The sequence below is a fragment of the Candidatus Hydrogenedentota bacterium genome (assembly GCA_019637335.1).
Classification (GTDB): Bacteria; Hydrogenedentota; Hydrogenedentia; order Hydrogenedentales; family JAEUWI01; genus JAEUWI01.
Genome location: JAHBVV010000001.1, coordinates 686,711 through 708,592 on the forward strand (window position 1 = coordinate 686,711; position 21,882 = coordinate 708,592).

General features: G+C 63.6%; 14 protein-coding genes. 5 read left to right on the top strand and 9 right to left on the bottom strand.

Annotated elements, in window-relative coordinates:
* Nucleotides 1-53 precede the first annotated feature (53 nt).
* Both KF886_02500 and KF886_02505 read left to right on the top strand, forming a co-directional pair.
* Nucleotides 54-1,958 (top strand): DUF4914 family protein, encoded by a 1,905-nt coding sequence (locus KF886_02500; protein MBX3176206.1) that lies wholly within the window; start codon nucleotides 54-56, stop codon nucleotides 1,956-1,958.
* Between the two features lie 609 nt (nucleotides 1,959-2,567).
* Nucleotides 2,568-4,019 (top strand): sulfatase-like hydrolase/transferase, encoded by a 1,452-nt coding sequence (locus tag KF886_02505; protein ID MBX3176207.1) that lies wholly within the window; start codon nucleotides 2,568-2,570, stop codon nucleotides 4,017-4,019.
* 34 nt (nucleotides 4,020-4,053) lie between these two features.
* Here the strand turns inward: KF886_02505 and KF886_02510 are convergent, their stop codons facing one another.
* The 4 genes from KF886_02510 to mfd all read right to left on the bottom strand — a co-directional run bounded on the left by KF886_02510 (nucleotide 4,054) and on the right by mfd (nucleotide 11,407).
* Complete coding sequence (locus tag KF886_02510) at nucleotides 4,054-4,548, bottom strand: zf-HC2 domain-containing protein (GenBank protein MBX3176208.1); 495 nt, start codon at nucleotides 4,546-4,548, stop codon at nucleotides 4,054-4,056.
* Between the two features lie 15 nt (nucleotides 4,549-4,563).
* Entirely contained in the window at nucleotides 4,564-5,208 is a 645-nt protein-coding gene (locus KF886_02515; GenBank protein ID MBX3176209.1) for a sigma-70 family RNA polymerase sigma factor, read from the bottom strand.
* Nucleotides 5,209-5,568: 360 nt separating this feature from the next.
* Nucleotides 5,569-7,116 (bottom strand): sialate O-acetylesterase, encoded by a 1,548-nt coding sequence (locus tag KF886_02520; GenBank protein ID MBX3176210.1) that lies wholly within the window; start codon nucleotides 7,114-7,116, stop codon nucleotides 5,569-5,571.
* 1,027 nt (nucleotides 7,117-8,143) lie between these two features.
* A complete protein-coding gene (mfd, locus tag KF886_02525) occupies nucleotides 8,144-11,407 on the bottom strand; it encodes a transcription-repair coupling factor (protein MBX3176211.1) in 3,264 nt (1,087 codons plus the stop codon).
* Between the two features lie 312 nt (nucleotides 11,408-11,719).
* On the opposite strand from mfd, the gene KF886_02530 reads away from it, so the two are divergent.
* Entirely contained in the window at nucleotides 11,720-12,769 is a 1,050-nt protein-coding gene (locus tag KF886_02530; GenBank protein MBX3176212.1) for a hypothetical protein, read from the top strand.
* 740 nt (nucleotides 12,770-13,509) lie between these two features.
* Here KF886_02530 and KF886_02535 read toward each other — a convergent pair.
* Nucleotides 13,510-14,754 carry a hypothetical protein gene (locus tag KF886_02535; GenBank protein MBX3176213.1) on the bottom strand — a complete coding sequence of 415 codons (1,245 nt, stop codon included), beginning with the start codon at nucleotides 14,752-14,754 and terminating at the stop codon, nucleotides 13,510-13,512.
* Between the two features lie 369 nt (nucleotides 14,755-15,123).
* On the opposite strand from KF886_02535, the gene KF886_02540 reads away from it, so the two are divergent.
* Both KF886_02540 and KF886_02545 read left to right on the top strand, forming a co-directional pair.
* Nucleotides 15,124-15,873, top strand: a complete 750-nt coding sequence (locus KF886_02540; GenBank protein ID MBX3176214.1) for an NAD-dependent deacylase — start codon at nucleotides 15,124-15,126, stop codon at nucleotides 15,871-15,873.
* Between the two features lie 1,165 nt (nucleotides 15,874-17,038).
* Entirely contained in the window at nucleotides 17,039-17,902 is an 864-nt protein-coding gene (locus KF886_02545; protein MBX3176215.1) for a hypothetical protein, read from the top strand.
* 63 nt (nucleotides 17,903-17,965) lie between these two features.
* Here KF886_02545 and KF886_02550 read toward each other — a convergent pair whose 3' ends face one another.
* From KF886_02550 to tolB, 4 genes are all read right to left on the bottom strand, one after another.
* Nucleotides 17,966-18,199 (bottom strand): CopG family transcriptional regulator, encoded by a 234-nt coding sequence (locus tag KF886_02550; protein ID MBX3176216.1) that lies wholly within the window; start codon nucleotides 18,197-18,199, stop codon nucleotides 17,966-17,968.
* A gap of 954 nt (nucleotides 18,200-19,153) precedes the next feature.
* Nucleotides 19,154-19,582: an acyl-CoA thioesterase gene (locus KF886_02555; GenBank protein ID MBX3176217.1), complete on the bottom strand. Its 429-nt coding sequence runs from the start codon at nucleotides 19,580-19,582 to the stop codon at nucleotides 19,154-19,156.
* Nucleotides 19,583-19,586: 4 nt separating this feature from the next.
* Nucleotides 19,587-20,051 carry an SsrA-binding protein SmpB gene (smpB, locus tag KF886_02560; protein ID MBX3176218.1) on the bottom strand — a complete coding sequence of 155 codons (465 nt, stop codon included), beginning with the start codon at nucleotides 20,049-20,051 and terminating at the stop codon, nucleotides 19,587-19,589.
* A gap of 512 nt (nucleotides 20,052-20,563) precedes the next feature.
* A complete protein-coding gene (tolB, locus tag KF886_02565) occupies nucleotides 20,564-21,877 on the bottom strand; it encodes a Tol-Pal system beta propeller repeat protein TolB (GenBank protein ID MBX3176219.1) in 1,314 nt (437 codons plus the stop codon).
* Nucleotides 21,878-21,882 lie beyond the last annotated feature (5 nt).

Genomic DNA, 21,882 nt, shown 5'->3' on the forward strand with positions numbered 1-21,882 from the left:
TTGTCGCCCGGCGAAGGACGTGGCATTCGCACCCCAAACGCGGAGAACGTAGTATGAATCTTGAATCCTTTCTGGCGCGGGCGAGCCTGCCCGCGGCGCTGGAGCGAGTTCTCCGCGAGGCCCCGTCCGTGGCTGTGGCGTGCAGCGTTGAGGAACTGGAGGACCTGGCCTGCGGCTCCCCTGAAAACCAGCAGGCGGTTGTCTCGTACGACCTGCCCGACGGCAGCCGGTTCGACGAGGTGGATGTGGCTCGGGTGCGGAACGGTGTGAGCGCCAATTATCGGGAACCGTACATGCGCCGCCGTGATTCCGAATGCATGCTGGTGGCGGATCGCAACCCGTCGGACAAGCCGCATTTCAGTGGCCGCTACGATTTCGAGTTCAGCGATCTGAAACAGGAAACCTTCTCCTGGCTGGCCCGCCAGGACCTGGCCGTGTTCGCCTTCACCATGGGGCAACCCGATTTCGGGGCCGATGCCCTGGCGATTTGCCCCGCCAATGCGGGCTTCTTCGCGTTTGGCCTGGGGCTGCTTCAGGGGGTGGTGGATCTGGAGCGGCTGGATCGGCAACTGAATCCGGCCTCGATCATTTATGTGGCGCCGCCGTTCCGGCATACGCACTTCGGCGGCAAGCAGATTGTGGTGCATGATCGCGGCGACATTCACGAAATCTTCTCGTACAACCTGTATCCGGGACCGAGCGCGAAGAAGGGCGTTTACGGGGCGCTGATCGAGCTGGGAGAGCAGGAGGGCTGGGTGACGGCGCACTGTTCCTCGGTGCAGGTGGTGACGCCATATGACAATACGGTCACGTTTATGCACGAGGGAGCGAGCGGCGGGGGGAAGAGCGAAATGCTGCAACAGCCGCACCGGCTGCCGGATGGCCGCCTGCTGCTCGGTAGAAACACGCTGACGGGCGAGCGGCGGTATCTGGAAATTCCGCGGACGTGCGACCTTTACCCGGTTTGTGACGACATGGCGCTGTGCCACCCCTCGATCCAGAAGGATCAGGGTTTGCTTTCGGTGGCGGACGCGGAGAACGGGTGGTTCGTGCGCGTGGATCACATCAAGGAGTACGGGACGGACCCGGATCTTGAACATTTGACGATCCACCCGAAGAAGTCGCAGCTGTTTTTGAATATCGATGCGGTTCCGGGGGGAACGGCGCTGATCTGGGATCATATCCAGGACGAGCCGGGCAAGGCGTGTCCGAACCCACGGGTGGTGATACCACGGAGTGTGGTGCCGAACGCGGTCGATGGGGATGTGCAGATCAATATCCGATCTTTCGGCGTACGCACGCCGCCGTGCACGCAGGATAATCCGACGTATGGCATCCTGGGGCTTTTTCACGTGCTTCCGCCGGCGCTCGCGTGGCTCTGGCGGCTGGTGGCCCCGCGCGGGCACGCCAACCCGAGTATCGTGGACACGGGGGGCATGAGCAGCGAGGGCGTGGGCAGTTACTGGCCGTTTTCCACGGGGAAGAAGGTGGCGCAGGCGAACCTGCTGCTGCGGCAGTTCCAGAACGCGCCCGCGACGCGCTACGTGCTGATTCCGAATCAGAATATTGGCGCGTGGGAGACGGGTTTCATGCCGCAGTGGCTCGTGCGCGACTATCTGGCGCGGCGTGGGCACGCGCGGTTCAACTCGGACCAGATCGTGCCGGCGCGCTGCCCATTGCTCGGGTATGCGCTGCAGACGATGCGTATCGAGGGGAGCACGATACCGCGGTGGTTCCTGCAAGTGGACACGCAGCCGGAAGTGGGCCCGGGCGCTTACGACGCCGGGGCGAAGATCCTGACGGCGTTCTTCCACGAGCAGTTGAGTAAGTTTGTGCAGCCGGACTTGGATCCGCTGGGCCGGGAGATCATCGACTGCTGCATGTCCGGCGGGAAGGTGGAGGATTACAAGGCGCTGATGGCGGGCAAAGACGCATCGGTCACGGCCGGTTTGTATTAACGGGGGGGCCGCCTGCGCTCCGAGTGGTCCGCGATCCTGGTGCGCCTTTTGGCGCTGAACACAGGCGGGACGCCCGCCTCCGGCGTGTCGTGGACCTGTGCCACTTTCTTTTCGAGGTGGCTTTGGTGGGTGGCAGGGGAACTTTTGGAGGTGGGCTCACGTTGCCGCAGACACGAATGTCCGCGATCCTCGCGCCTTCGGCGCGATGGACAGCCGGGACGGCTATCCTACATTTGCGCCTTTTGGCGCTGAACACAGGCGGGACGCCCGCCTCCGGCGTGTCGTGGACCTGTGCCACTTTCTTTTCGAGGTGGCTTTGGTGGGGGGCAGGGGAACTTTTGGAGGTGGGCTCACGTTGCCGCAGACACGAATGTCCGCGATCCTCGCGCCTTCGGCGCGATGGACAGCCGGGACGGCTATCCTACATTTGCGCCTTTCGGCGCTGAACACAGGCGGGACGCCCGCCTCCGGCGTGTCGTGGACCTGTGCCACTTTCTTTTCGAGGTGGTTTTGGTAGGAAGTGGCATGTGGTTGGTGGTGTGCCCGCCTCCCCTGCTCTGCTACACTGGCCTTCCGGATGCGCATATACGCAACCACGGAGAGCCACCGATGAAACGCCTCACACGCCAAATTTCCGCCTTGACGCCGCTGATGTTTGCCCTGCTTCTCGCGTTGCGGTGCGAGGCCGTCCCGCCGGAGCGCCCGAATATCGTGCTCATTATGACGGACAATCATGGGGCGTGGACGCTGGGCAGCTACGGCAACACCGACATCCAGACGCCCCACCTGGATCGGATGGCGCTTGAAGGAGTGCGTTTTTCGCGCGCCTTTGCCAACAACGCGGTGTGCTCGCCGACGCGCGCCACGTATCTGACGGGACTCATGCCGAGCCAGCACGGGGTCCACAAGTACATCGACACGAAGGTCATGATGGGCCCCGAGGCGTATTCGACGCTGGCCGAGTTCGCCACGCTGCCGCAGATTCTGAGCGAGAACGGCTATACCTGCGGGCTGAGCGGGAAATGGCACCTGGGCGCCAACATGACGCCGCAGGAGGGGTTTAGCTTCTGGGTCACGAAGCCGGAGGGGCACACGACGGACTTTGTGAATCAGGCGATCATCGAGAATGGAGCCGTCACAACGCTCGCGGAACACCAGACGCCTTACTGGACGCGCCGGGGCATTGAGTTCATCGAGGCGAATCGCGACCGCCCCTTCTTCCTGTTTCTCGCCTACAACGGCCCGTATGGTCTGGGGAGCAGCGCGCTGACGCCGCCTATCAACGAGTTCGCGACGGTGTACGCGGAGGAAGCGCTGCCTTCGTTCACGCGGGATACGCCGCACCCCTGGCTGCACAACAATCGACAGATGCTGAACAATGTAACTTCCGCGCGCAAGTACGCCTCGGAAGTCAGCGCGGTGGACGCGGGCGTCGGCGAGCTTCTATCGGCACTGAAACGGCTCGGGCTGGATGAGCGGACGCTCGTCATCTTCACGGCGGATCAGGGGCTTGCGGGCGGACAGAGCGGCTTCTGGGGCATGGGCGATCACACGCGGCCCCTCACGGCCTTTGACTGGACGATGCACGTGCCGCTGATCGCGCGGCATCCCGGATCGATCCCGGCGGGAGGCGTGGTGGACAACCTGGTCAGCAATTACGATTTGTTGCCTTCGGTGTTGGATTACGTGGGGCTTTCGGACGAACAGGCGGCGGATCCGCCTTCTCCCGGGCGAAGCTATACGCCACTGCTGCGCGGCAAGCAGGTCGACTGGACGAACGAAGTTTACTATGAGTTTGAGAACGTGCGGGCAATCCGGACGGATACGTGGAAGTACATTGAGCGCCTGGGCGATCCGGCGGTAGAGCTGTACCACCTCGAAAGCGATCCGGGGGAACGGCTCAACCTGCAGGGAGACGCCGCACACGAGGAGATTCAGGCCGAATTGCAGCAGCGCCTTCACGCGTTCTTCGCGGCGCATTCCGAACCGGAGTGGGATCTCTGGAACGGCGGCGACGCCAAGGGCGGACTGTTGCTGGGAAAGCGCCCATACGGCGAATAATGCCGGCTACCGCAGGCGGCGATTCCGGACCGCCTCAGGCATCGCCCTCGCGGTCCGGCATTGTATCCAGAGACGCGGTGTAATCAAGGGGATCGCCCGGAAATCGGTCCTCGTCCAGGGCGGCGTCGAGGGTGCGCTGTTGCATTTCGAAGGGACAGCGTACGGCGGCGTATACCTGGCGGGTGTGGCGGAAGGCATAGGGCACGCCTGCCATGATGGCGAGCAGGATCATTGCGGTGATGAATCGTGGCGCGGCTCCCGGCACGCGGAGGTTGGGCAGCTTGAATCGCACGATTTCGTCGAGGGGATCCACGGCGGCCATGCGTGCGCGCAGGGCCTCGAACTCGAGCGGGGCGCCTCGGTAGGCCAGGGCGCGGCCGGTTTCGGCGAGGAAGGCCCGCAGGGATTCGAGTTCGGCGGCGCAGGCGGCGCAGGCGTCCACGTGTCGCTGGACCTCCCGGGCGGGATCCGGACGCAGGTCGCCATCCAGCAGGGCTGGCAGGGCGCGGCGTATGTTGCGGCATTCCATGGTCGTAAGATTCCTTTATGTTCTCCGGGCTTCGCGGCGCCCGTTCCGACCGGCCCCGGCCGCGCTGGCGCTATCCGGTTTCGGGTCGCTCTCCATCCACGACGCCAGCAGATAGCGGAGCTTTTTCACGGCCAGGATTTTGCGGGAGCGGACGGTGTTTACCGGGCAGTCCAGAATATTTGCGATATCCTCCAGGGAGAGGCCTTCGATCGAGCGCAGGACGAACACGATGCGCTGCTCCTCGGGCAGCTCGTCGAGCGCGGCGTGAATCTGGTCGCGGAGCTCCAGGCGGGACGCGCGTGTTTCCGGGCAGGCGTCGCATCCGGCGGCGAGGGTGTTGAGGGCTTCTTCGCCCTGGCGCGCGCCGAGGCGCCAGGTTTTTTGCTGTTGCCGGCAGTATTCCAGCCAGATCATGCGCGCGATGGCGAACAGGTACGCCGGGAATGTTCCGGAGGCCTGGTAACGCCTGCGAATCTTCCAGACGCGCAGAAAGGTCTCCTGCGACAGGTCCCTGGCGTGGCTGGGGTTGTGAGACAAGCCGTAGAAGAAGCTCAGTAGCGGGCGCTGGTAGCGGTTGAACAGCACTTCAAAGGCGGACGCGTCGCCCGTTCGCACGCGCATCATGAGTACGATGTCGTTTGTTGTTTCTTCGGGATCCATGCGTATTTCCCGTGTCTGCTATTACTATGGCGCGAAATCGGGAAAATGATCAAGGGGGTGTGGTTTTTTTTGGGGCGGTGTGTGGTGACGTGGGGTTGGGGTGGATTGAACGGGGAACGGCCTGGCAGATTCTCGGGCGGGTGGCCGTGACAAGCGTGGACGCTTATTCCGCCTGCGGCGTACTTTCAGCCCACGTTGGCGTTCGCTGGGGGGGCGGTGTTGTCGGGGGCGGGGGCGTTTGTTGCCGCGGGCAGGAATGCCCGCGATCCTCGGTTGGTGGGCTTTGGAGGATTGGCTGAAAAGTTCGGGAGCCGCCCGTTGACTGGCGGCTCCCGGGATACGTGGATGGATATGGGGGGGTTATTCGGCGGCGGCGGTGATCCAGGGCCAGTTGTCGGTGCGGAAGGGGCTGGCGGGTAGGCCGGCGGCGTTGTAGATGGTGGATACGGGGTTGTCGGCCCAGCCGTAGCGGACGGCCTTTGGATCGGGCACGTCGGGGGAGGATACGACGACGGTGTTCCCCTGGATCATGGCGTTGGCCCAGACGAAGTTCTGGTCTTCGCCGGCGATGGTGAATCCGCCTTCGTCGCCGTAGCGGGCGTGGAGGCCCTCGGCGTAATTGAAGTGGATGATGACCTTGCCGTCCTTAATCTCGTGGGACTTGTAGAGCGGGCCGGAGGGGGTTACGCCGCGCTGGAAGTAGTCCTTGTTGAGCGCCCAGAGGGCGAGTCGGCGACCGACTTCCTGCTTGTTTTTCGGGTGGATGTCGCCGGCTTCGCCGATATCGATGGCGCTGGCCATGCCGGTGTTGGGCAGGTTGAGGGTGAGGAATTGCGCGAAGCGCAGCTCGGCCCAGGGGCTTTCGGGCGCGGGCTCCTCCTTGCGGGGGTAGAAGTTGGCGAGCTGTACGAAGTAGAAGGGAAAATCGCCCTGATCCCATTTTGCGCGCCAGTCCTGGATCATGGCGGGGAAGATGGTGTTGTACTGGTAGGCGCGGCCGGCATTGGACTCGCCCTGGTACCAGATGGCTCCCTTGATGCCGAAGGGCACGATGGGGTGGATCATGGCGTTGTAGAGGCTGGAGATGCGGTGCGGGTGATCGGGGCCCATGGGCGGGCGCGGCTTGTCCTGGTCGGTGGCTTCGCCGCGATCTTTTTTGGCCTGCCACTCGGCGAGCTGTTTATCGTAGGCGGCCTGGGTCTGGGGCCAATCGGCGACGATTTTCTTCCAGCGCTCGGTGATGGGGGCGAAGGCGGGCACGGCAGCCACGGTCTCGGCGCTGGTCCAGGATTCGGAGGGCGTGCCGCCCCAGGAGGTATGGATCAGTCCGACGGGCACGTCGAGTTGGGTATGCAACTCGCGTCCGAAGTAGTAGGCGACGGCGGAGAAGCCGGGGATGGTTTCGGGCGTGCAGACCTGCCACGTCCCCTCGCAGTCTTCCTGGGGGGTATCGGCGGTCTTCCGAGTCACGTGGAAGAGGCGGATGTTCGGGTAGTTCGCGGCGGCGATCTCGGCTTCCGGGTTGCCCGATTGCTGGACGGACCATTGCATGTTGGACTGTCCGGAGCCGACCCAGACTTCACCGACGAGGATGTTGTCGAAATAGAGCGATACGGCTCCGTGGGCGACGCGGAGGTCGTGGGCGGCGTAGCTGGCCTTGACGGGCTTGAGGGCGGCGTGCCAGCGCCCGTCCTGGCCGACGGTGACCTGCTGCTCTTCGCCGGCAAAGGAGATGGTGAGCGTCGTTCCGGGGGCGCCCTTGCCCCAGATGGGGTTCTTCTGGTTCTGCTGGAGGACCATGTTGCTTCCGAAAACGCTGGGCATCCAGAGGTCGGCTCGGGCGGCGGCGCACAGCGCGAAACCGAGCGCCACGGCGGCCAGGGTCAGTGCGTGAAAGTTCCTGCTCATGGGATTGTCTTTTCCTTCCTGTAGGGGTTGCCTCCAATGAGGAGAGCCAGCGTAGCAGAAACGGCGGGCGCATGGAAACTAGACGTTTGGGGCGCGGCTCCCGGTCAGGTTCAGATAGTATAGATGCGGTTCTGATATTACCGCGCTTCGAGCGCGGGGAGGCTAGAAATGTCGTAACACTTTCGCCGAGCGAAGTAGCGAGCATGTATAGCTCCAGACACTCCGGCAACTTGAGAGGAAGCACGGCAAAAATGATCGCGGGCATTTCTGCCGCGGCGTACCCTCGGCCTGGCCGCCGCAACGCCCGCTTCGGCATTCGACGGGTATGTCTGACCTGGAATAGGGTCCCCGCGTCCCCAGGACCGGAATGCAATGGGGTTCGGGGCCATTTCACGAGTGCCACGATCACATGAAGTCTTGCGCTCCTCCTGCCGCGGACACGAATGTCCGCGATCCCGGCGCGCCTTTCGGCGCTGGGGACAGGCGGGACGCCTATCCTACATTGGCGCCTTCGGCGCAGAAGAAATGCTATTCCGAAATTCGTAACACTTTAGCGGTCTGAAGTAGCGCTAGCCCATTCTTGTTATGCCGCGATCCTACGACGAGAGCGCGCAAGGCTGGGAGCGCAGGTCGAAGACGCGCCGCAGGAGGGCCTCCCCGCCTGCAACGCACCTGAGGTGCGTGGCGTGTTTGCGATATCGGCACATGTGATCGGGGAGACGATTGGAACCGGACTACCGCTGTGTAACAAATTCGCGCCTCCGGCGCGTTGCGGGCGGGCCGCCCGCGCTCCCATTCGTCCGGACTTCCGTTGCGACGCGGGATTGTATCGTCGAGGAATCAAGCAGCTTCATTCCGCTGAAGTAATACCGAAACTCAGGGCCGAAGGCCTGCTTCAAACCAGCCTGGGCCATCGGCCCAGGCAATGGGATCGAAGAAGCGATGAGGGTTGAAGGTGCGCTCCATAGCGCACGTAGTTCATCGGTAATATCAGGACCGCACCCTACACTAACTACAACGCGGGGTGCTATAGATCGGCGAGCTGCCTGAGGAGGTGTATGGCGGCTTCACAGGGCCCCTCCCGGTCCGTGTCGACCTTGAGGGTGATGGCGGGCTGGTCGCGCCAGGCGAGTTCGATGGCTCCGCCGTAGGTCTGGTAGAGCCGGTTCTGGGCCTGTTTGTCGGGGAAACGGCTGGCCTCGAACTGGATCGAGACCACGCTTTTGGCGGCGGTGACGGATTTCGCGCCGGCCTCGCCAGCCAGGGCGCGGACGCGCATGACGTCGAGGAGGCGGCGCACGGGTGCGGGCGGCGCCCCGTAGCGATCCTTGAGTTCGTCGAAGAGTTCGTCGACCTCCTCCACGGCGGTGACGCCGGCAATGCGGCGGTAGAGGGTCATCTTCTGCTGGGCCACGGGCACGTAGGCGTCGGGGATGTGGGTGTCGAGGTGGATCTCAAAGGGCGGCAGGGTCCGCTTGCGGAGGGGCTGGCCCTGGTGTTCGGCGACGGCCTCGGCGATGAGGTCCTTGTAGGTTTCGTAGCCGACGGCGGCGATGTTTCCGCTCTGCTCGGCCCCGAGGATGTTGCCGCAACCCCGGATTTCGAGATCCCGCATGGCGATGCGGAAGCCGGAGCCGAGCGAGGAGAAGTCCTCCAGGGCTTTCAGGCGCTGCTGGGCCTCCTCGCTGAGGGCCTTGTGGCCGGGGATGAGGAGGTAGGCGAAGGCGCGGTGTTTATAGCGCCCGACGCGCCCGCGGATCTGGTAAAGCTCGCCGAGGCCGAAGGTATCGGCGCGATCGACGATGATGGTGTTCGCGTTGGGGATGTCGATGCCCGAGCCGATGATGGTGGTGCAGACGAGCACATCGATCCGCTTGCTGACGAACTCGGTCATGATCTCTTCGAGCTCGTGTTTCGCCATCTGGCCGTGGCCGACGCCGACACGCGCGCGGGGCACGAGCTTGTTGACGTGGGCGGCGATCTTGTCGATGGTCTGGACTCGGTTGTGCAGGAAGAAGACTTGCCCCTCGCGGGCGAGCTCGCGTTCGATGGCCTCGCGGATGACCTGCTCGTCCCAGGGCTCGATGCAGGTATGTATGGGGAGGCGGTCGTTGGGCGCGGTGTTGATGAGGCTCATGTCGCGGACGCCAATCAGGGAGAAGTGGAGCGTGCGCGGGATGGGTGTGGCCGAGAGCGTCAATACATCGACGTGGGTCCGGAGCTGCTTGAGCTTCTCCTTCGAGGCGACGCCGAAGCGCTGTTCCTCGTCGATGATGACGAGGCCGAGATCCTTGAAGTTGACGTCCTTCGAGGTGATGCGGTGGGTGCCGACGAGGATATCCACCTCGCCGGCCTTTACGCGGTCGATGGTTTCCTTCTGCTGCCTCGGGCTGCGGAAGCGATTGAGCAATTCGATGCGGACGGGGAAATCCGCCATGCGTTCGGTGAAGGTGTTGTAGTGCTGCTGGGTGAGCACGGTAGTGGGCGCGAGCAGGGCGACCTGCTTGCCGTCCATCACGGACTTGAAGGCGGCGCGCAGGGCGACTTCGGTCTTGCCGTAGCCGACGTCGCCGCAGAGGAGGCGGTCCATGGGGCGGGCGGATTCCATGTCGCGCTTGATGTCGTCGATGGCGCGGGCCTGGTCGGGGGTTTCGTCGTATTCGAAGGCGTCCTCGAATTCGCGTTGCCAGGGGGTGTCGGGGGCGTAGGCGTGCCCGGTGAGCCCCTCGCGCGCGGCGTAGAGCTTCACGAGCTCTTCCGTCATGTCCTTCACGGCCTTCTTGACGGAGGCTTTCTTCTTCGCCCAGGTCTTGCCGCCAATACGGTCGACCTTCGGAACGGCCCCATCGCCGCCCGCGTACTTCTGGATGGTGTCGATCTGCGTTACGGGGACGTACATGGTGTCGCCGCCCGCGTACTGGATCGTCATGTAATCGCCGGCTTTGCCCTCGATACGGCGCAGGCCCACGTAGCGGCCGATGCCGTTGTCGGCGTGGACGATGTAGTCGCCGACGGCCAGATCGCTGAACTGGGTGATGGTCTGGCCGGCCTCGAAGCGGCGGCGTTTGCGGCGCATGTAGTGGCGGCCGAACATCTCGCGCTCGGAGAGGACGGCGAGCTTCTCGGCGTTTGCGGTGAAGCCCGACTGGAGCCGCCCGATGCCGACGCGCAGATCGAAGGCGTCCTCGCCGGGGCGGTAGCCCTGCTCTTCGAGGAGCTCGTAGAGGCGGCGGCGCTCGCCGGTGTTGACGCAGAGGAGCTGTACGGTGAAGCCGTCGAGGTCCCATTGCTTGAGCTGGGACCAGAAATCGCCGCTGTGCCCGGCCCATCCGGTGATGGATTGCATGGGCGCCTGGAAGCGCGGCGTATCGGGGTCGCGGTCGTAGCCGATCTGGGCGAGGTGGATCTGCTTGAAACGGGCCAATTCTTCGAGGGCTTTTTCCCAGGGCAGGTGGTGGGGGCTGCCGGCGAACTGGGCGTCGAGATCTTCGGCGGCTTCGCGGAGACGCAGGGGTTCGTCGAGCACGACGAGCGTGTTTTTCGGGAAGTAGTCGGACAGGACGGTGAGGCGGCCCCCCTCCCGGGCCGCGAGCAGCGCCTTTTCCGAGCGGGGCAGGATGTGCACCTCGGATTCCTGGGCGATGGAGCGCTGCGTTTCCGGCTCGAATCGGCGGATGGAGTCGATCTCGTCGCCGAAGAATTCAACACGGTAGGGCAGCTCGCTGGAGATCGGGAAAACATCGAGGATCCCGCCGCGGAGGCTGAAGTCGCCCCGGTGCTCGACCATGGGCTCGCGCACGTAGCCCATGCCGATGAATCGGGCGAGGAGGGCGTCGAGATCGTGCTCCTCCCCCACGCTCAGCACGAGGCTGTCCTCGGCGAGGCGGCGCTGGTTGACGACGTATTGGAGCAATGCGCGGAGGGGCGCGACGGCATGGATGGGGGCGCCGGCCTCCTTCGCCGCGGAGAGCCGCTTGAGCGTGTTCATGCGCTCGGCGACGATGTCGTCCGCGGGGTTCATGGTGTCGGTGGGCAGGACTTCCCAGGCGGGAAAGAGGGCGGACCCGTCCTCGTCGGCGAAGGTGCAGAGGTCGTCGTGCACGCCCTCGGCCTCGAGCCGGCCGGCGGTAATGAAGAGCAGGGGGGCGCCGAGATCGGAGGCGACCTGGAGGGGCAGGAGGGTCTTTCCGGAGCCCCAGGGGCCGACCAGCTCGAGGCGCGGGGTGTCGTTTCGGCGGAGCTGGCGCGCGATGGACTCGACGATCGGGAATACGGGCAAGCGCAGGGCCATGGGCCTCCGTTCGGACACAGTTGTGCGTCCGCGCCGGGAATTAATGGGCGCGGGCGGGATTCTGGGGTGTTTTTTGCGGATTTCCGGCGCTTCGGGCCGTGAAACCGGCGCTATTATACGGAGTTTTGGGGGGAAATGCCTACTTCGCGCCGCCGCGGAGTGGAACCTCCGGGGCAGGGGGCGGTATACTGGGTCATCCCCGATCCGGCGCCGCCACGTTCCCGGCCGCGCCCTGCCGGGAGGATTCCCGGGGTTCCGGCCCCGCCTCGCCCGTTTCGGGCCGCCCCCCGTTTAACGACACAGGAGCACAGCATGAGCAACGAACGACTCGTCATCGGCATGCCGGCGGGATCGCTGGCGGATCCGAACCGCGGCGGCAATCTTATCGCGCTGTTGAAGAATGCGGGATTCCCGACGCGCGGCTACGACAGTGGCGGCCCGACGAAGTTCCCGCTGAACGCGGTGCTGATGGGCTGGGACGGGCGCCCGCAGGAATTTGGCGCGCAGCTGGCGATCGAGGAAATCGACATCGCTATCGCGGGGGATGACTGGATCCAGGAGCGGGTGCTGGAGTTCAAGTACGAGTATAAGAAAGAGATCAATCTCGAAAAGGTGCTTTCGCTGAACCGGGGCGGGGTCCGGCTGGTGACGATTTTGAATCCGCTGCCGGCGGGGGTGAGCTTCGATGACTGGCTGGCGAAACTGCTTGCGGAGAAGCCGCTGGTATCGATGGTGGCGGAGATGCCGTATCTGGCGCTGGACTGGTTCCACAAGAAGATTGAGAAGTTGGGTTTTGCGGAATCGCATGGCGCATTTTCGGTGCAGAAGTTCAAGACGCCGCCGCGCATCGACCGGGGACTGGTGATCTATGAGACGTGGGGCAAGACCGAGGCGAAGGTGGTGAACGGATCGGTGGATTTCGGGCTGGAGATCACGCAGACGGGCAGCGCGATCCGGAATTACGGGTTGCAGATCGGCGAGGATGTGTTCAACTCCGAGACGGGGATCTGGGCGAATCCGGCGATCCGGGAGAACCCGGAGAAGGCGGAGCTTGCGCGCATGTTCCTGCTGAACCTGAAGGGTTCGATCTACGCGGAGGACAAGGTGCTGCTGTTCTTCAACGTGAAGAACGCGCTGGTGGAGGCGGTGTTGAAGTTCCTCGGGGAGAACGCGCTGTTTGCCGACGAGCCGACGATGAATCCGGGCGACGGGTACACGGAGTTCAGCGTGCAGGTGAGCACGACGAATAAGACGATGGGCCTGGCGGCGGTGCGCTACGAATTGGCGAAGATGGGGGCCACCCATATTGAAACGGTGCCGCTGGATTCGTGCATTACGAGCCTGGACGCGCTGAATTTTTGAGCGGTTGCTCGTGAGGGGTTGCGGCGCGATGCAGGCGCCTTCGGCGCTTACCACAGGCGAGACGCCTGTGCCACGTTCCTTTCGCGGTGGTATTGGCGGGACGCCGCGATTTTGGCTGGATCGGCGCTTCCTTTGCCGCGGACACGAATGTCCGCGATCCTTTGCGCCATTGGCGCGATGGACAGCCGGGACGGCTATCCTACATTCGCAGCGGACAGGGGTGTCCGCGATCCTTTGCGCGCCTTTGGCGCGATGCGGGCGGGCCGTCCACCACGGCGCATCTTCGACCCGCGCTCCCAGTTTGCGCTCTCACGTTGCTGTATCGGGCGACAGTGATTGAACTCGGGCTGGCCAGGCCTTGGAATTTCGGGATGGCGAGCGATGCCGCCGGGGCGATTGGGAAATCCGGCTCACTTTGCCGCGGACAGGAATGTCCGCGATCCTTTGCGCCTTTGGCGCGATGGACAGCCGGGACGGCTATCCTACATTTGCCGTGGACGGGGTGGCCCCGCGATGCGTTGCGCCTTGCGGCGCGATGCGGGCGGGCCGTCCACCACGGCGCATCTTCGACCTGCGCTCCCAGTTTGCGCTCTCACGTTGCCGTATCGGGCAACAGTAATTGAACTCGGGCCTGGCCAAGCCTTGGAATTTCGGGATGGCGAGCGATGTCGCCGGGGCTATTGGGAAATCCAGCTCACTTTGCCGCGGACAGGAATGTCCGCGATCCTGGCGCGCCAGGCTTATTCGGCGGGCAGGCAGAGCCCGTCTTCGCTTTCGGAGCCGTAGAGGTCGCAGAGCTCGTAGGCTCCCCAGTTGTAGATCTGTATGGCGCGGAGCATCTCGGAGAGATCCAGGTTCCAGTCTTCGGGGTTGTAGTCGGCGCTGTGGGGCGTGCAGGTGCGGTCTCCGGGGCCGGGGCTGAATCCGTCTTCGCCGGCGGGGTCGCAGTGGAACTCGCCGAGGTTGTAGAGCTGGATGAGGCGGAGGATTTCGCTGGAGTCGAGCCGGAAATCGTCGTTCATGTCGCCGGCGTGGCCGGCGCGATCGCGGTTGCTTCCCGCGAGCTCGGAACCGAGCACGTATTTCTCGATGGGATCGGCGGTGTCGGAGCCCCATCGATCGCTGGGCACGAGCTCGGGGCTGGCCTCCAGGGAGAAGGAGAGGTCGAGCTTTTTGCCGAGGGCGATGATGGGCTGGCCGGTGGTGGAATCTTTCATGAAGCCGCGGAAGGGGGCCTTCATTTCGGCCTCGTGGCCATCGCCGGAGATGGCGATTGTGACGATGGAGTCGGGATAGACGGGGCCGCGGTCGACGACCCAATAGATGGCTTCGCCGGAGGGCAGGATGATGGGTTCGCCGTGTGTGGCGGGGTTTAGCGCGGGGGGCGTGTCGTACCAGACCCATTGGGTGTAGCAGTCGTAGTTGCCGGGGACGATGCTGACGAGGCCGAGGGCCTGTTCCATCTGCGATACGAGGAAGGAGGGGCTGCCCTGGTCGCCGAGGCAGCCGTGTAGGAGGTAGTGGCCGGTGTTGAATTCGCCGTCGAAGAACTCGACCTCCATGTTCATGTCGTAGCCGGGGGTGGTGGGGTAATAGCCGCCCTCGTGGAGAGGGTAGCCGGTGGTATCGTCCTGATCGACATCGATGGTGACGATGATGTAGAAGCGTCCGGCGCGCCCGTGGTCGGCCTGGTTGCTGGTGCGCCCGATCTGGCCGCGCGAGCGGAAGTAGGCGTAGAGGTTTTCCTCGTCGTGGGCAAACTTGAATTCGAGCAGGTCGACGTCGGGGTGGTCGACGTAGTCTGGGATATCAAACTCGCCATCGTGGTCGGTGTCGTGCTGGTCGTCGGCCTCGTCGAAGTAGGCGCGCACGTCCGCCCAGTCATCGAAGTTGCCGTCGATGGTGATTTCGTGGATGGGCGCGGCGGTGGCGTTGCACGCGGCGAGGCCGAGGGCGGCCAGCAGGGCCCAATGCATCGTTTTCATTCTGTTACTCCTCGTATCAATTGGCCACGGGGCGCGCTTGCGTCCCCGGGGGGCTCCCCTATGCCGAGGATTTCATCATAGCGCATTCGGGCATCGAAATGCAGGGGGGAAAAGGCGAGGAGGTGTCGGCGGTTAACGGGGCGTCGGGGGCGTTGCGTGGGGTATACTGTGGGCGGCGGCACGGCTCATGACGCGTTGAGGCGCCCGTTGTGGATGACATGCTGCGCCTGACCGCTGGCGCCCATCTGGAGTCTCGCACGCTCAAGCCTTCGCGGCGGCGCCGCGGAGCTTGGACGTGGCACACCGTGGAGCATTGTAGGATTTCGGTGCAAGCTTCCAGGCCGACTTGAGACGAGGAGTATGGACCCGATGGATAGTGCCCTGGACAGCGCCGCCGACGCCATCGCGCGGGCGTCGCATGTGATTGCGGTGACGGGGGCGGGCATCTCGGTGGAGAGCGGGATTCCGGATTTTCGGAGCCCGGGCGGCATCTGGGATACGTACCCGCCGGAGCAGTATGCGACGGTAACTGCGTTCATGGCGGATCCGGATCGCGTTTGGACGATGTGGTATGAATTGGGCGCGATGCTGGGGAGCGTGGCTCCGAACGCGGCGCACCGGGCGTTGACGGCGCTCCAGGACCTGGGGCGGCTGCGCGCGGTGATCACACAGAATATCGACAATTTGCACCAGGCGGCGGGCTGCGTGGAGGTGATCGAGTACCATGGGAATGCGCGGCAGATGCGGTGCCTCCGGTGCGACGGGACGCGGGCGCTGGACATCCTGAAGCGGACGGACAAGGCGCCCCGGTGCGCGTGCGGCGGGGTGATGAAGCCGGATGTGGTGTTGTTTGGCGACTACATTCCGGAGGAGGCGGCCGCGGCGGCGGATTACGCGGCGCGCGCGGCGGATGTGGTCCTTATTGTGGGAACATCGGCGACGGTGTATCCCGCAGCGCAGATTCCGGTGACGGCGAAACAGCACGGCGCGTTCATCATCGAGTGCAATCTGGAGCCAACCGGGTTTTCCCACAACATCACGGACGCGTTCCTGCGGGGACCGGCGGGGACGACGCTGCCGGCGCTGGCGGAGGCGGTCCGGGCGCGGCTCGGCCAATAGGGGTGCCATGCCAAGGTGTATGGAATCGATCCAAGTCGGGATGCGGGGTCGATGCGCGGGGGGCATTGGATCGGGAGCCACAAAGAGCACAGCGCAGCCTCTGGCCGCAACCAAAGAAGAGATCACCACGAAGGGCACGAAGAGAAACAGAGAAGGGCTTTAACCGCAGAGAGCGCAGAGGATGGCTCTTGTACGCAGATGAAGTAGGTGGTTGAATGAGGGTGTGTTTTTGACCACGAATGGACACCAATGCACACGAATGCGCCGGGAGCGGCGGGCGGCCGCGATCAGGAGTTGTGACCACGGATTACACGGATGACACGGATAGAAAATGATCTCGGTCGTTGGGGTGTGCAGGCGGCTGCGTGCTGTTTCCATGGTGGCCTGTTCGGATTGTTCAGCATCGAAATTGTAGCGGGGTTGATCGGGTGGTGGGCTGGTCCTTCTCGTTTGATTAGGGTGTCGCTTCAATCCGTGTCATCGGTGTAATCCGTGGGCAAGAAAAGAATTTCGACCACGAAACTTGTGGAACGGCCCGGAGATTCTCCCTGGATTTTTCGCTTCGTAAATGCTTTTAGAACAAACGGATATATGGATCTTGAGCGAAAGAACTTGCAGAAAAAACAAGAAGTTGACGGATAGTAGTACGGATTGCACGGATAGAGAAGGAATTCGATGCGTTCCAACCGCGATTGGTCACGAATGAAGAAATGATTGATTCGTCGTGGGATTCCGAGGGCGCGATTCCGGCGTTGATGGGGCGTTCGAAGGCGCCGCTCGCGCTGTCTCAGCCTGGAAGGCTAAGCCACGTTGGCGCACGTTGAATGACTGGCGTGATTGTGGGCCGTCGACGTCTATCGAAACGGGCCGGGAAATGTTGCCTGGATGAAAGGAAATGACGGATATTAATACCCATGGCAGTACTGGTTTTGTTCTTCCAATCCCGCTCTTTCGCGTTGAGCTACCGCGCGTAAATTTCCATGACTGCCGTTGCGAGTTCCGCGGCCGCGGCCGGGCGGGGAAAGGTTGTGGGGTGATGCGCGCTAAACAGGCCATTTCAGCGGCAGTGATTGCAATCGCTGTGGGCGGCGCGTTCCTGTTGCATTTCAGCCGGGAGGGTGCCGACTCGCCACCCAACCACATGCTTCCGAAGTCTCACGTCGCTATGGAAGCGGATTCAGCGCTTCAGGAAGACATCCGCCCGCAGTTATCCACCGCGGCGGACGAACCTACCGAAGTGAACGACTCCCCCGCTCGCGTTTCGGAGTCGGCGCTGTCGGCAGACGACCAAACCTGGCCGGCGCGGCCGGACCTGGCGCGCGAATTAAGAGGGAGGAAGGAAACCGCGGGCCAGGACGTGTCTCCTCTCGGCCCGGAGCATGTCGCGGCGCGGGCTCTGGCTCTCCAGCCGTCCGTGGCCGATATGCTGAACCTGGACAGCGCCGAGGTGACGCGGGAACTGGTGTTTTCGCCGCTGCAGGTTTCGATCTTTCACATGGGGGCGGCGGGTCCGGATCAGCAGCTGACCGAATTGGCGTTGCTGCATGGGGGTGTGGACATCCTGCTTTCGCGCCCGGATGCGGGGGCCGCCCTGCTTGCGACCTATCGGACGTACTCCGACGCGATCGCGGATCCTGCGGGCGATTATGTCGAAATCGGGAGCAGCGGGTTGGAATTCGCGACGCTCGAAACGCTTCTCGGGGCGGAGACCGTGCTGGACCAGATTGGCGAGGCGGGCCAGCTGCCCACGTTAATCGAGACCGTGGTCGAAGCGGTGGATCGCCAGGCCGTGTACGACGCATCTCAGCCGGAACCGGTTTATGGCGAGGCGATGCGGAATCATGCGGCGACGGTCGTGGGACGGTCGCTTGTACGGCTCCAGGATCCGGCGTTTCTGGAATGGCTCAGTGCGCCCGGGCGGGAGGGCGTGCTTACGGAGCGCCATCCGACGTATGAAGAATCCGCCACGATCCTGGAGATGGGCGCCGCGTTCTCTTCATCGAGGAACGTTGTGGAGACGCTGGAATAAGCTGGCTCGTCGCGTTTCGGAATGCCGCGGAGGTCCTTTGCGACCGATTTCTTAAAGCACAGTTCATACTTTGCCATGGGCCTTCAGGTCGCTCACGAGATCTTTGTAGCTTATCGAAGGTTCCGCGGCCCGCTCCTCGAAGGCGGCAAGATCTTCCTCGTCCTCGGCCAGCGCCGCACGAACCGCTTCGTTCACGATCTCGGACACCGATCGCTTCGCGTTTTCCGCCTTGCGCCGCAATGCATCGTGCAACGGGGGCTCGAAATAGATGGTGGAACGTTTGTGCGTATCACTCATGGGTATTGTCCATTTGGTATGTCCGCCATAGCAGCGGGGTGACGCCAAGACGTCACGACGATGCGCCCGTGGAGCGAACGGCGCCCTCGTCCGCCGTTGACGTGTTGGCCATATACGAAGGATATCACACGATGTCCGCGCCGGCAATGGCGCAGGGCAGCCTTGGGCCGCGAACAAAGAAATGGTCACCACGAAGGGCACGAAGACCACGAAGGAAGGAAGTTGGAGAAGGATTGTTGTTCACGCGAAGGCGCAACGACGCAAAGGAACTGGCGTGGGCTTCATGCGTTCCTGAAGCGATTGAATCACGAACCACTGAGAGCAGCAGCCGCGTGTCGCAACCCGGATATTCAACCGCGAATGCACACCAATTGACACGAACCGTTCGGGATTTTGGGGAGCTGAGAGTTATTCGTAATGCTTTTTCTTCCAATTACTTATAGATCATGTATTTGCTAAAAAGACAAGAAAATGACGGACAATAGTATAGAAGTATAGAGCCCAAGGCAATCGCCTAACGAAGCATAGGAAACTCAGAAGTGAGGGCGCGTTGGAGTGCTGTCATCTTACCGGTGGCGACTCCCGGACGTTGCCGGCAGGGATGCCGGCGCTCCAACACGCTCACTTTCCTTGATTCAAGGCTCCCAGAATCGACGCGCGCTTACGCCCATCCGCCATGATCGGATTTCAATGCGTTTGCCCGGTGGCATGGTCGCGTTCCGGGCGACCGCCCCCCCACTCCGGGCTCATAGGTCGCGTTGGAGCGCTGTCATCTTACCGGTGGCGACTCCCGGACGTTGCCGGCAGGGATGCCGGCGCTCCAGCACGCTCACTTTCCCTGATTAAAGGCTCCCAAAATCGATGCGCGCTTACGCCCATCCGCCATGGTCGGATTTTAATGCGATCGCCCAGTGGCATGGTCGCGTTCCGGGCGACCGCCCCCCCACTCCGGGCTCAGGTGTTTTCCGCGTCGAAGGCGGCGGCGAGTTCTTCGGGGATTCGGGCGGGGCGGTTGGTGGCGAGGTTGAGGAGGATGACGCGGTGGGCCGCGTGGGCGCACTGGGTCTCCCCCACGCCGATGCTGGCCTCGAGGTTCATGGTGGCGCGGCCGAGGTGGGTGCACCACATGCGGGCGTGGGGTTCGTCGGCGAGGCCGATGGCTTTTTTGTAGGTGATGTGGGTGGCGGCGAGGATGGGTGCGACGCCTTGATCGAGGAAGCGCTGGATGGGGTAGTACTTGCGGAGGATTTCCATGCGGAGGTCTTCGAGCCAGCGGACGTAAACCTGGTTGTTGACGTGGCTGGCGAAGTCGATGTCGTAGGTCTGGACGCGGAGGGGCAGGGTGACGAGGAGCGGGTATTTGCCGGGGCGGGCGGCGCGCACGGGGTTATTTCCGCCCGACGTGCTTGATGGCGCGGTCCATTTCGCGCTTGCTCTCGCGGGCCTTGATGGTCTCGCGCTTGTCGCGGACGTTTTTGCCGCGCCCGAGGCCGAGTTCGACCTTGACGATGCCGCGGGTGAAGTAGACCTTGAGGGGGATGAGGGTGAGGCCCTTTTCGGCGATGCGCTGGGCGAGGCGATCGATCTCGCGTTTGTGCAGGAGGAGCTTGCGTGGGCGCTCGGCGGCGTGGTTGTAGATGTTGCCTTTGGCGTAGGGGTTGATGTGGGCGCCGACGAGGAAGACTTCGCCCTTCTGGATGTCGGCGTAGCTGTCCTTGAGGGTCATGCTGCCGGATTCGCGGAGGGATTTGACCTCGGTTCCGACGAGGGCGATCCCGGCTTCGAAGGAGTCGAGGATCTCGTAGTTCCGCCGGGCGGTCCGGTTCTGTACGATGGTGGTGTCTTCGCCCATGTTCTGCCCTGAGATTTCCTTTCTGTGTCATCCGCCTACGGCGGATTCAATTTTTCGGGGGGCGGCTAACCCAGGGTTCCGCTCGTACCTCGCTCCACCCTGGGCTACGTTCTGCCGCCCCTCCGGGGCTATACGATCTGGCGGCTCTATGCGTACTGAGCCTGGGCTGCGTTCTTTTCGCGGCGCGGTTGACCGGGCGGCGGTCTTCCGCGCTACTAAGCGCCTTCTTTGCCGCGGACAGGAATGTCCGCGATCCTGGCGCGCCTTTCGGCGCGGTGGACAGCCGGGACGGCTATTCCGCCTGCGGCGGACTTTCAGCCTACTCTGGCGCCTTTCGGCGCGGTGGACAGCCGGGACGGCTATTCCGCCTGCGGCGGACTTTCAGCCTACTCTGGCGCCTTTCGGCGCGGTGGACAGCCGGGACGGCTATCCTACTTTTCCCGCGGACAGGAATGTCCGCGATCCTGGCGCGCGTTGTGGCGCGATCGATCCTGTCTCGTATTGTTGGGGTCCTAGCGGCGGCGAGGTCCCCAGCTGGGGCCTTCGGCGCTGAGCTCGATGCGGGGGACGCGACGTTCTTCGTTGGTTTCGAGGGTGTAGTTGTAGAGGGCCTTCTGTCCGTTGCGCGTGGAGAAGTAGATGAGGTGGCGCGAATCGGGCGACCAGCTCGGGGATTCGTTGCTGCCCTGGGAGTCGGTGATGCGGCGCGCGCCGGAGCCGTCGGCGCCCATGACGTAGATCTCGAGGCCCTCGCCGCGCTTTTCGGCCACGTAGGCGATGTATTTGCCGTCGGGGGACCAGGCGGGGTCATAGGAGCTGCCGCCCTGAAAGGAGAGGCGGCGGGCGTTCTCGCCGCTGACGTCCATGACGTAGATCTGCGGGTTGCCGCCGCGATCGCTCACGAAGGCGATCTGGCCGCCGTCGGGCGAGAAAGTCGGGGAGGTGTCGACGTCGCGGTTGCGCGTGAGGCGGCGCAGGTTGGTGCCGTCGGCGTTTCGCAGGTAGATTTCGTTGTTGCCGTCCTTACTGAGGACCTGGGCGAGCTGGGATCCGTCGGGCGACCAGGCCGGGGCGATGTTGAGGCCGACTTCCTTCGACAGCGGGACCGAGACGCCGGTCATGCGGTCGAAGATGTAGAGGAAGGAGTACCGGTCCTTGTAGGAGAGGTAGGCGATCTTGCTGCCGTCGGGGGAGAACTTTGGCTTGATGGAGATGGAGTTGTGTTTGGTGACCTGCTGGACGTTGGCGCCGTCGTAGTCGGCCACGTAGATTTCCTTGTTGCCGGTCACGCCCGCGCTGAAGCAGATTTCGGAAGTGCCGATGCCGGGCGTGCCTTCGAGGTTGCGTATGACCTCCTCGGAGAAGTGGTGCGCGGCGAGGCGAGGGAAGCTCCGGTCCACTTTCAGCTCGAGGCCAAAGACCTGCTGCTTGGTGAAGAGGTCGAAGAGCCGGAACTCGGTCACGAGGGTGTCGCCGTCCTGGCGGAGGTTGCCGTAGACGAGGTGCTCGGCCTTGGTGGCGGCCCAGAGGTCGCGGTCGAGCCGCTGGACATCGGGATCGAGCGCGGTGAATCCGGCGGGGTAGCGCTCGCGCGGGAGCACGGCGAAAAGGCCGGAAAAGGTGAGGTCATCGGCGACGACCTGGGCGAGGTCGGTGGCCAGGGCGACGAGTGCAGGATCGGCGGCGGCGCAGGGCGGCACGGCGATGGGGATTTTGGCTCCGAGGCTCTGGGCGTCGCCCACAATTTCGACCTGCGCGAGCGCCAGGGGCGCCGCCAACACAGTTGCGCAAAACACGGCAATGGCTGCCCATCTTATGCGTTTCAATGGAA

Bases quoted from the DNA above. Each gene is read 5' to 3' on its own strand.
- KF886_02500 (MBX3176206.1), top strand. From the start codon at position 54: ATGAATCTTGAATCCTTTCTGGCGCGGGCGAGCCTGCCCGCGGCGCTG.
- KF886_02505 (MBX3176207.1), top strand. From the start codon at position 2,568: ATGAAACGCCTCACACGCCAAATTTCCGCCTTGACGCCGCTGATGTTT.
- KF886_02510 (MBX3176208.1), bottom strand. From the start codon at position 4,548: ATGGAATGCCGCAACATACGCCGCGCCCTGCCAGCCCTGCTGGATGGC.
- KF886_02515 (MBX3176209.1), bottom strand. From the start codon at position 5,208: ATGGATCCCGAAGAAACAACAAACGACATCGTACTCATGATGCGCGTG.
- KF886_02520 (MBX3176210.1), bottom strand. From the start codon at position 7,116: ATGAGCAGGAACTTTCACGCACTGACCCTGGCCGCCGTGGCGCTCGGT.
- mfd (MBX3176211.1), bottom strand. From the start codon at position 11,407: ATGGCCCTGCGCTTGCCCGTATTCCCGATCGTCGAGTCCATCGCGCGC.
- KF886_02530 (MBX3176212.1), top strand. From the start codon at position 11,720: ATGAGCAACGAACGACTCGTCATCGGCATGCCGGCGGGATCGCTGGCG.
- KF886_02535 (MBX3176213.1), bottom strand. From the start codon at position 14,754: ATGAAAACGATGCATTGGGCCCTGCTGGCCGCCCTCGGCCTCGCCGCG.
- KF886_02540 (MBX3176214.1), top strand. From the start codon at position 15,124: ATGGATAGTGCCCTGGACAGCGCCGCCGACGCCATCGCGCGGGCGTCG.
- KF886_02545 (MBX3176215.1), top strand. From the start codon at position 17,039: ATGGAAGCGGATTCAGCGCTTCAGGAAGACATCCGCCCGCAGTTATCC.
- KF886_02550 (MBX3176216.1), bottom strand. From the start codon at position 18,199: ATGAGTGATACGCACAAACGTTCCACCATCTATTTCGAGCCCCCGTTG.
- smpB (MBX3176218.1), bottom strand. From the start codon at position 20,051: ATGGGCGAAGACACCACCATCGTACAGAACCGGACCGCCCGGCGGAAC.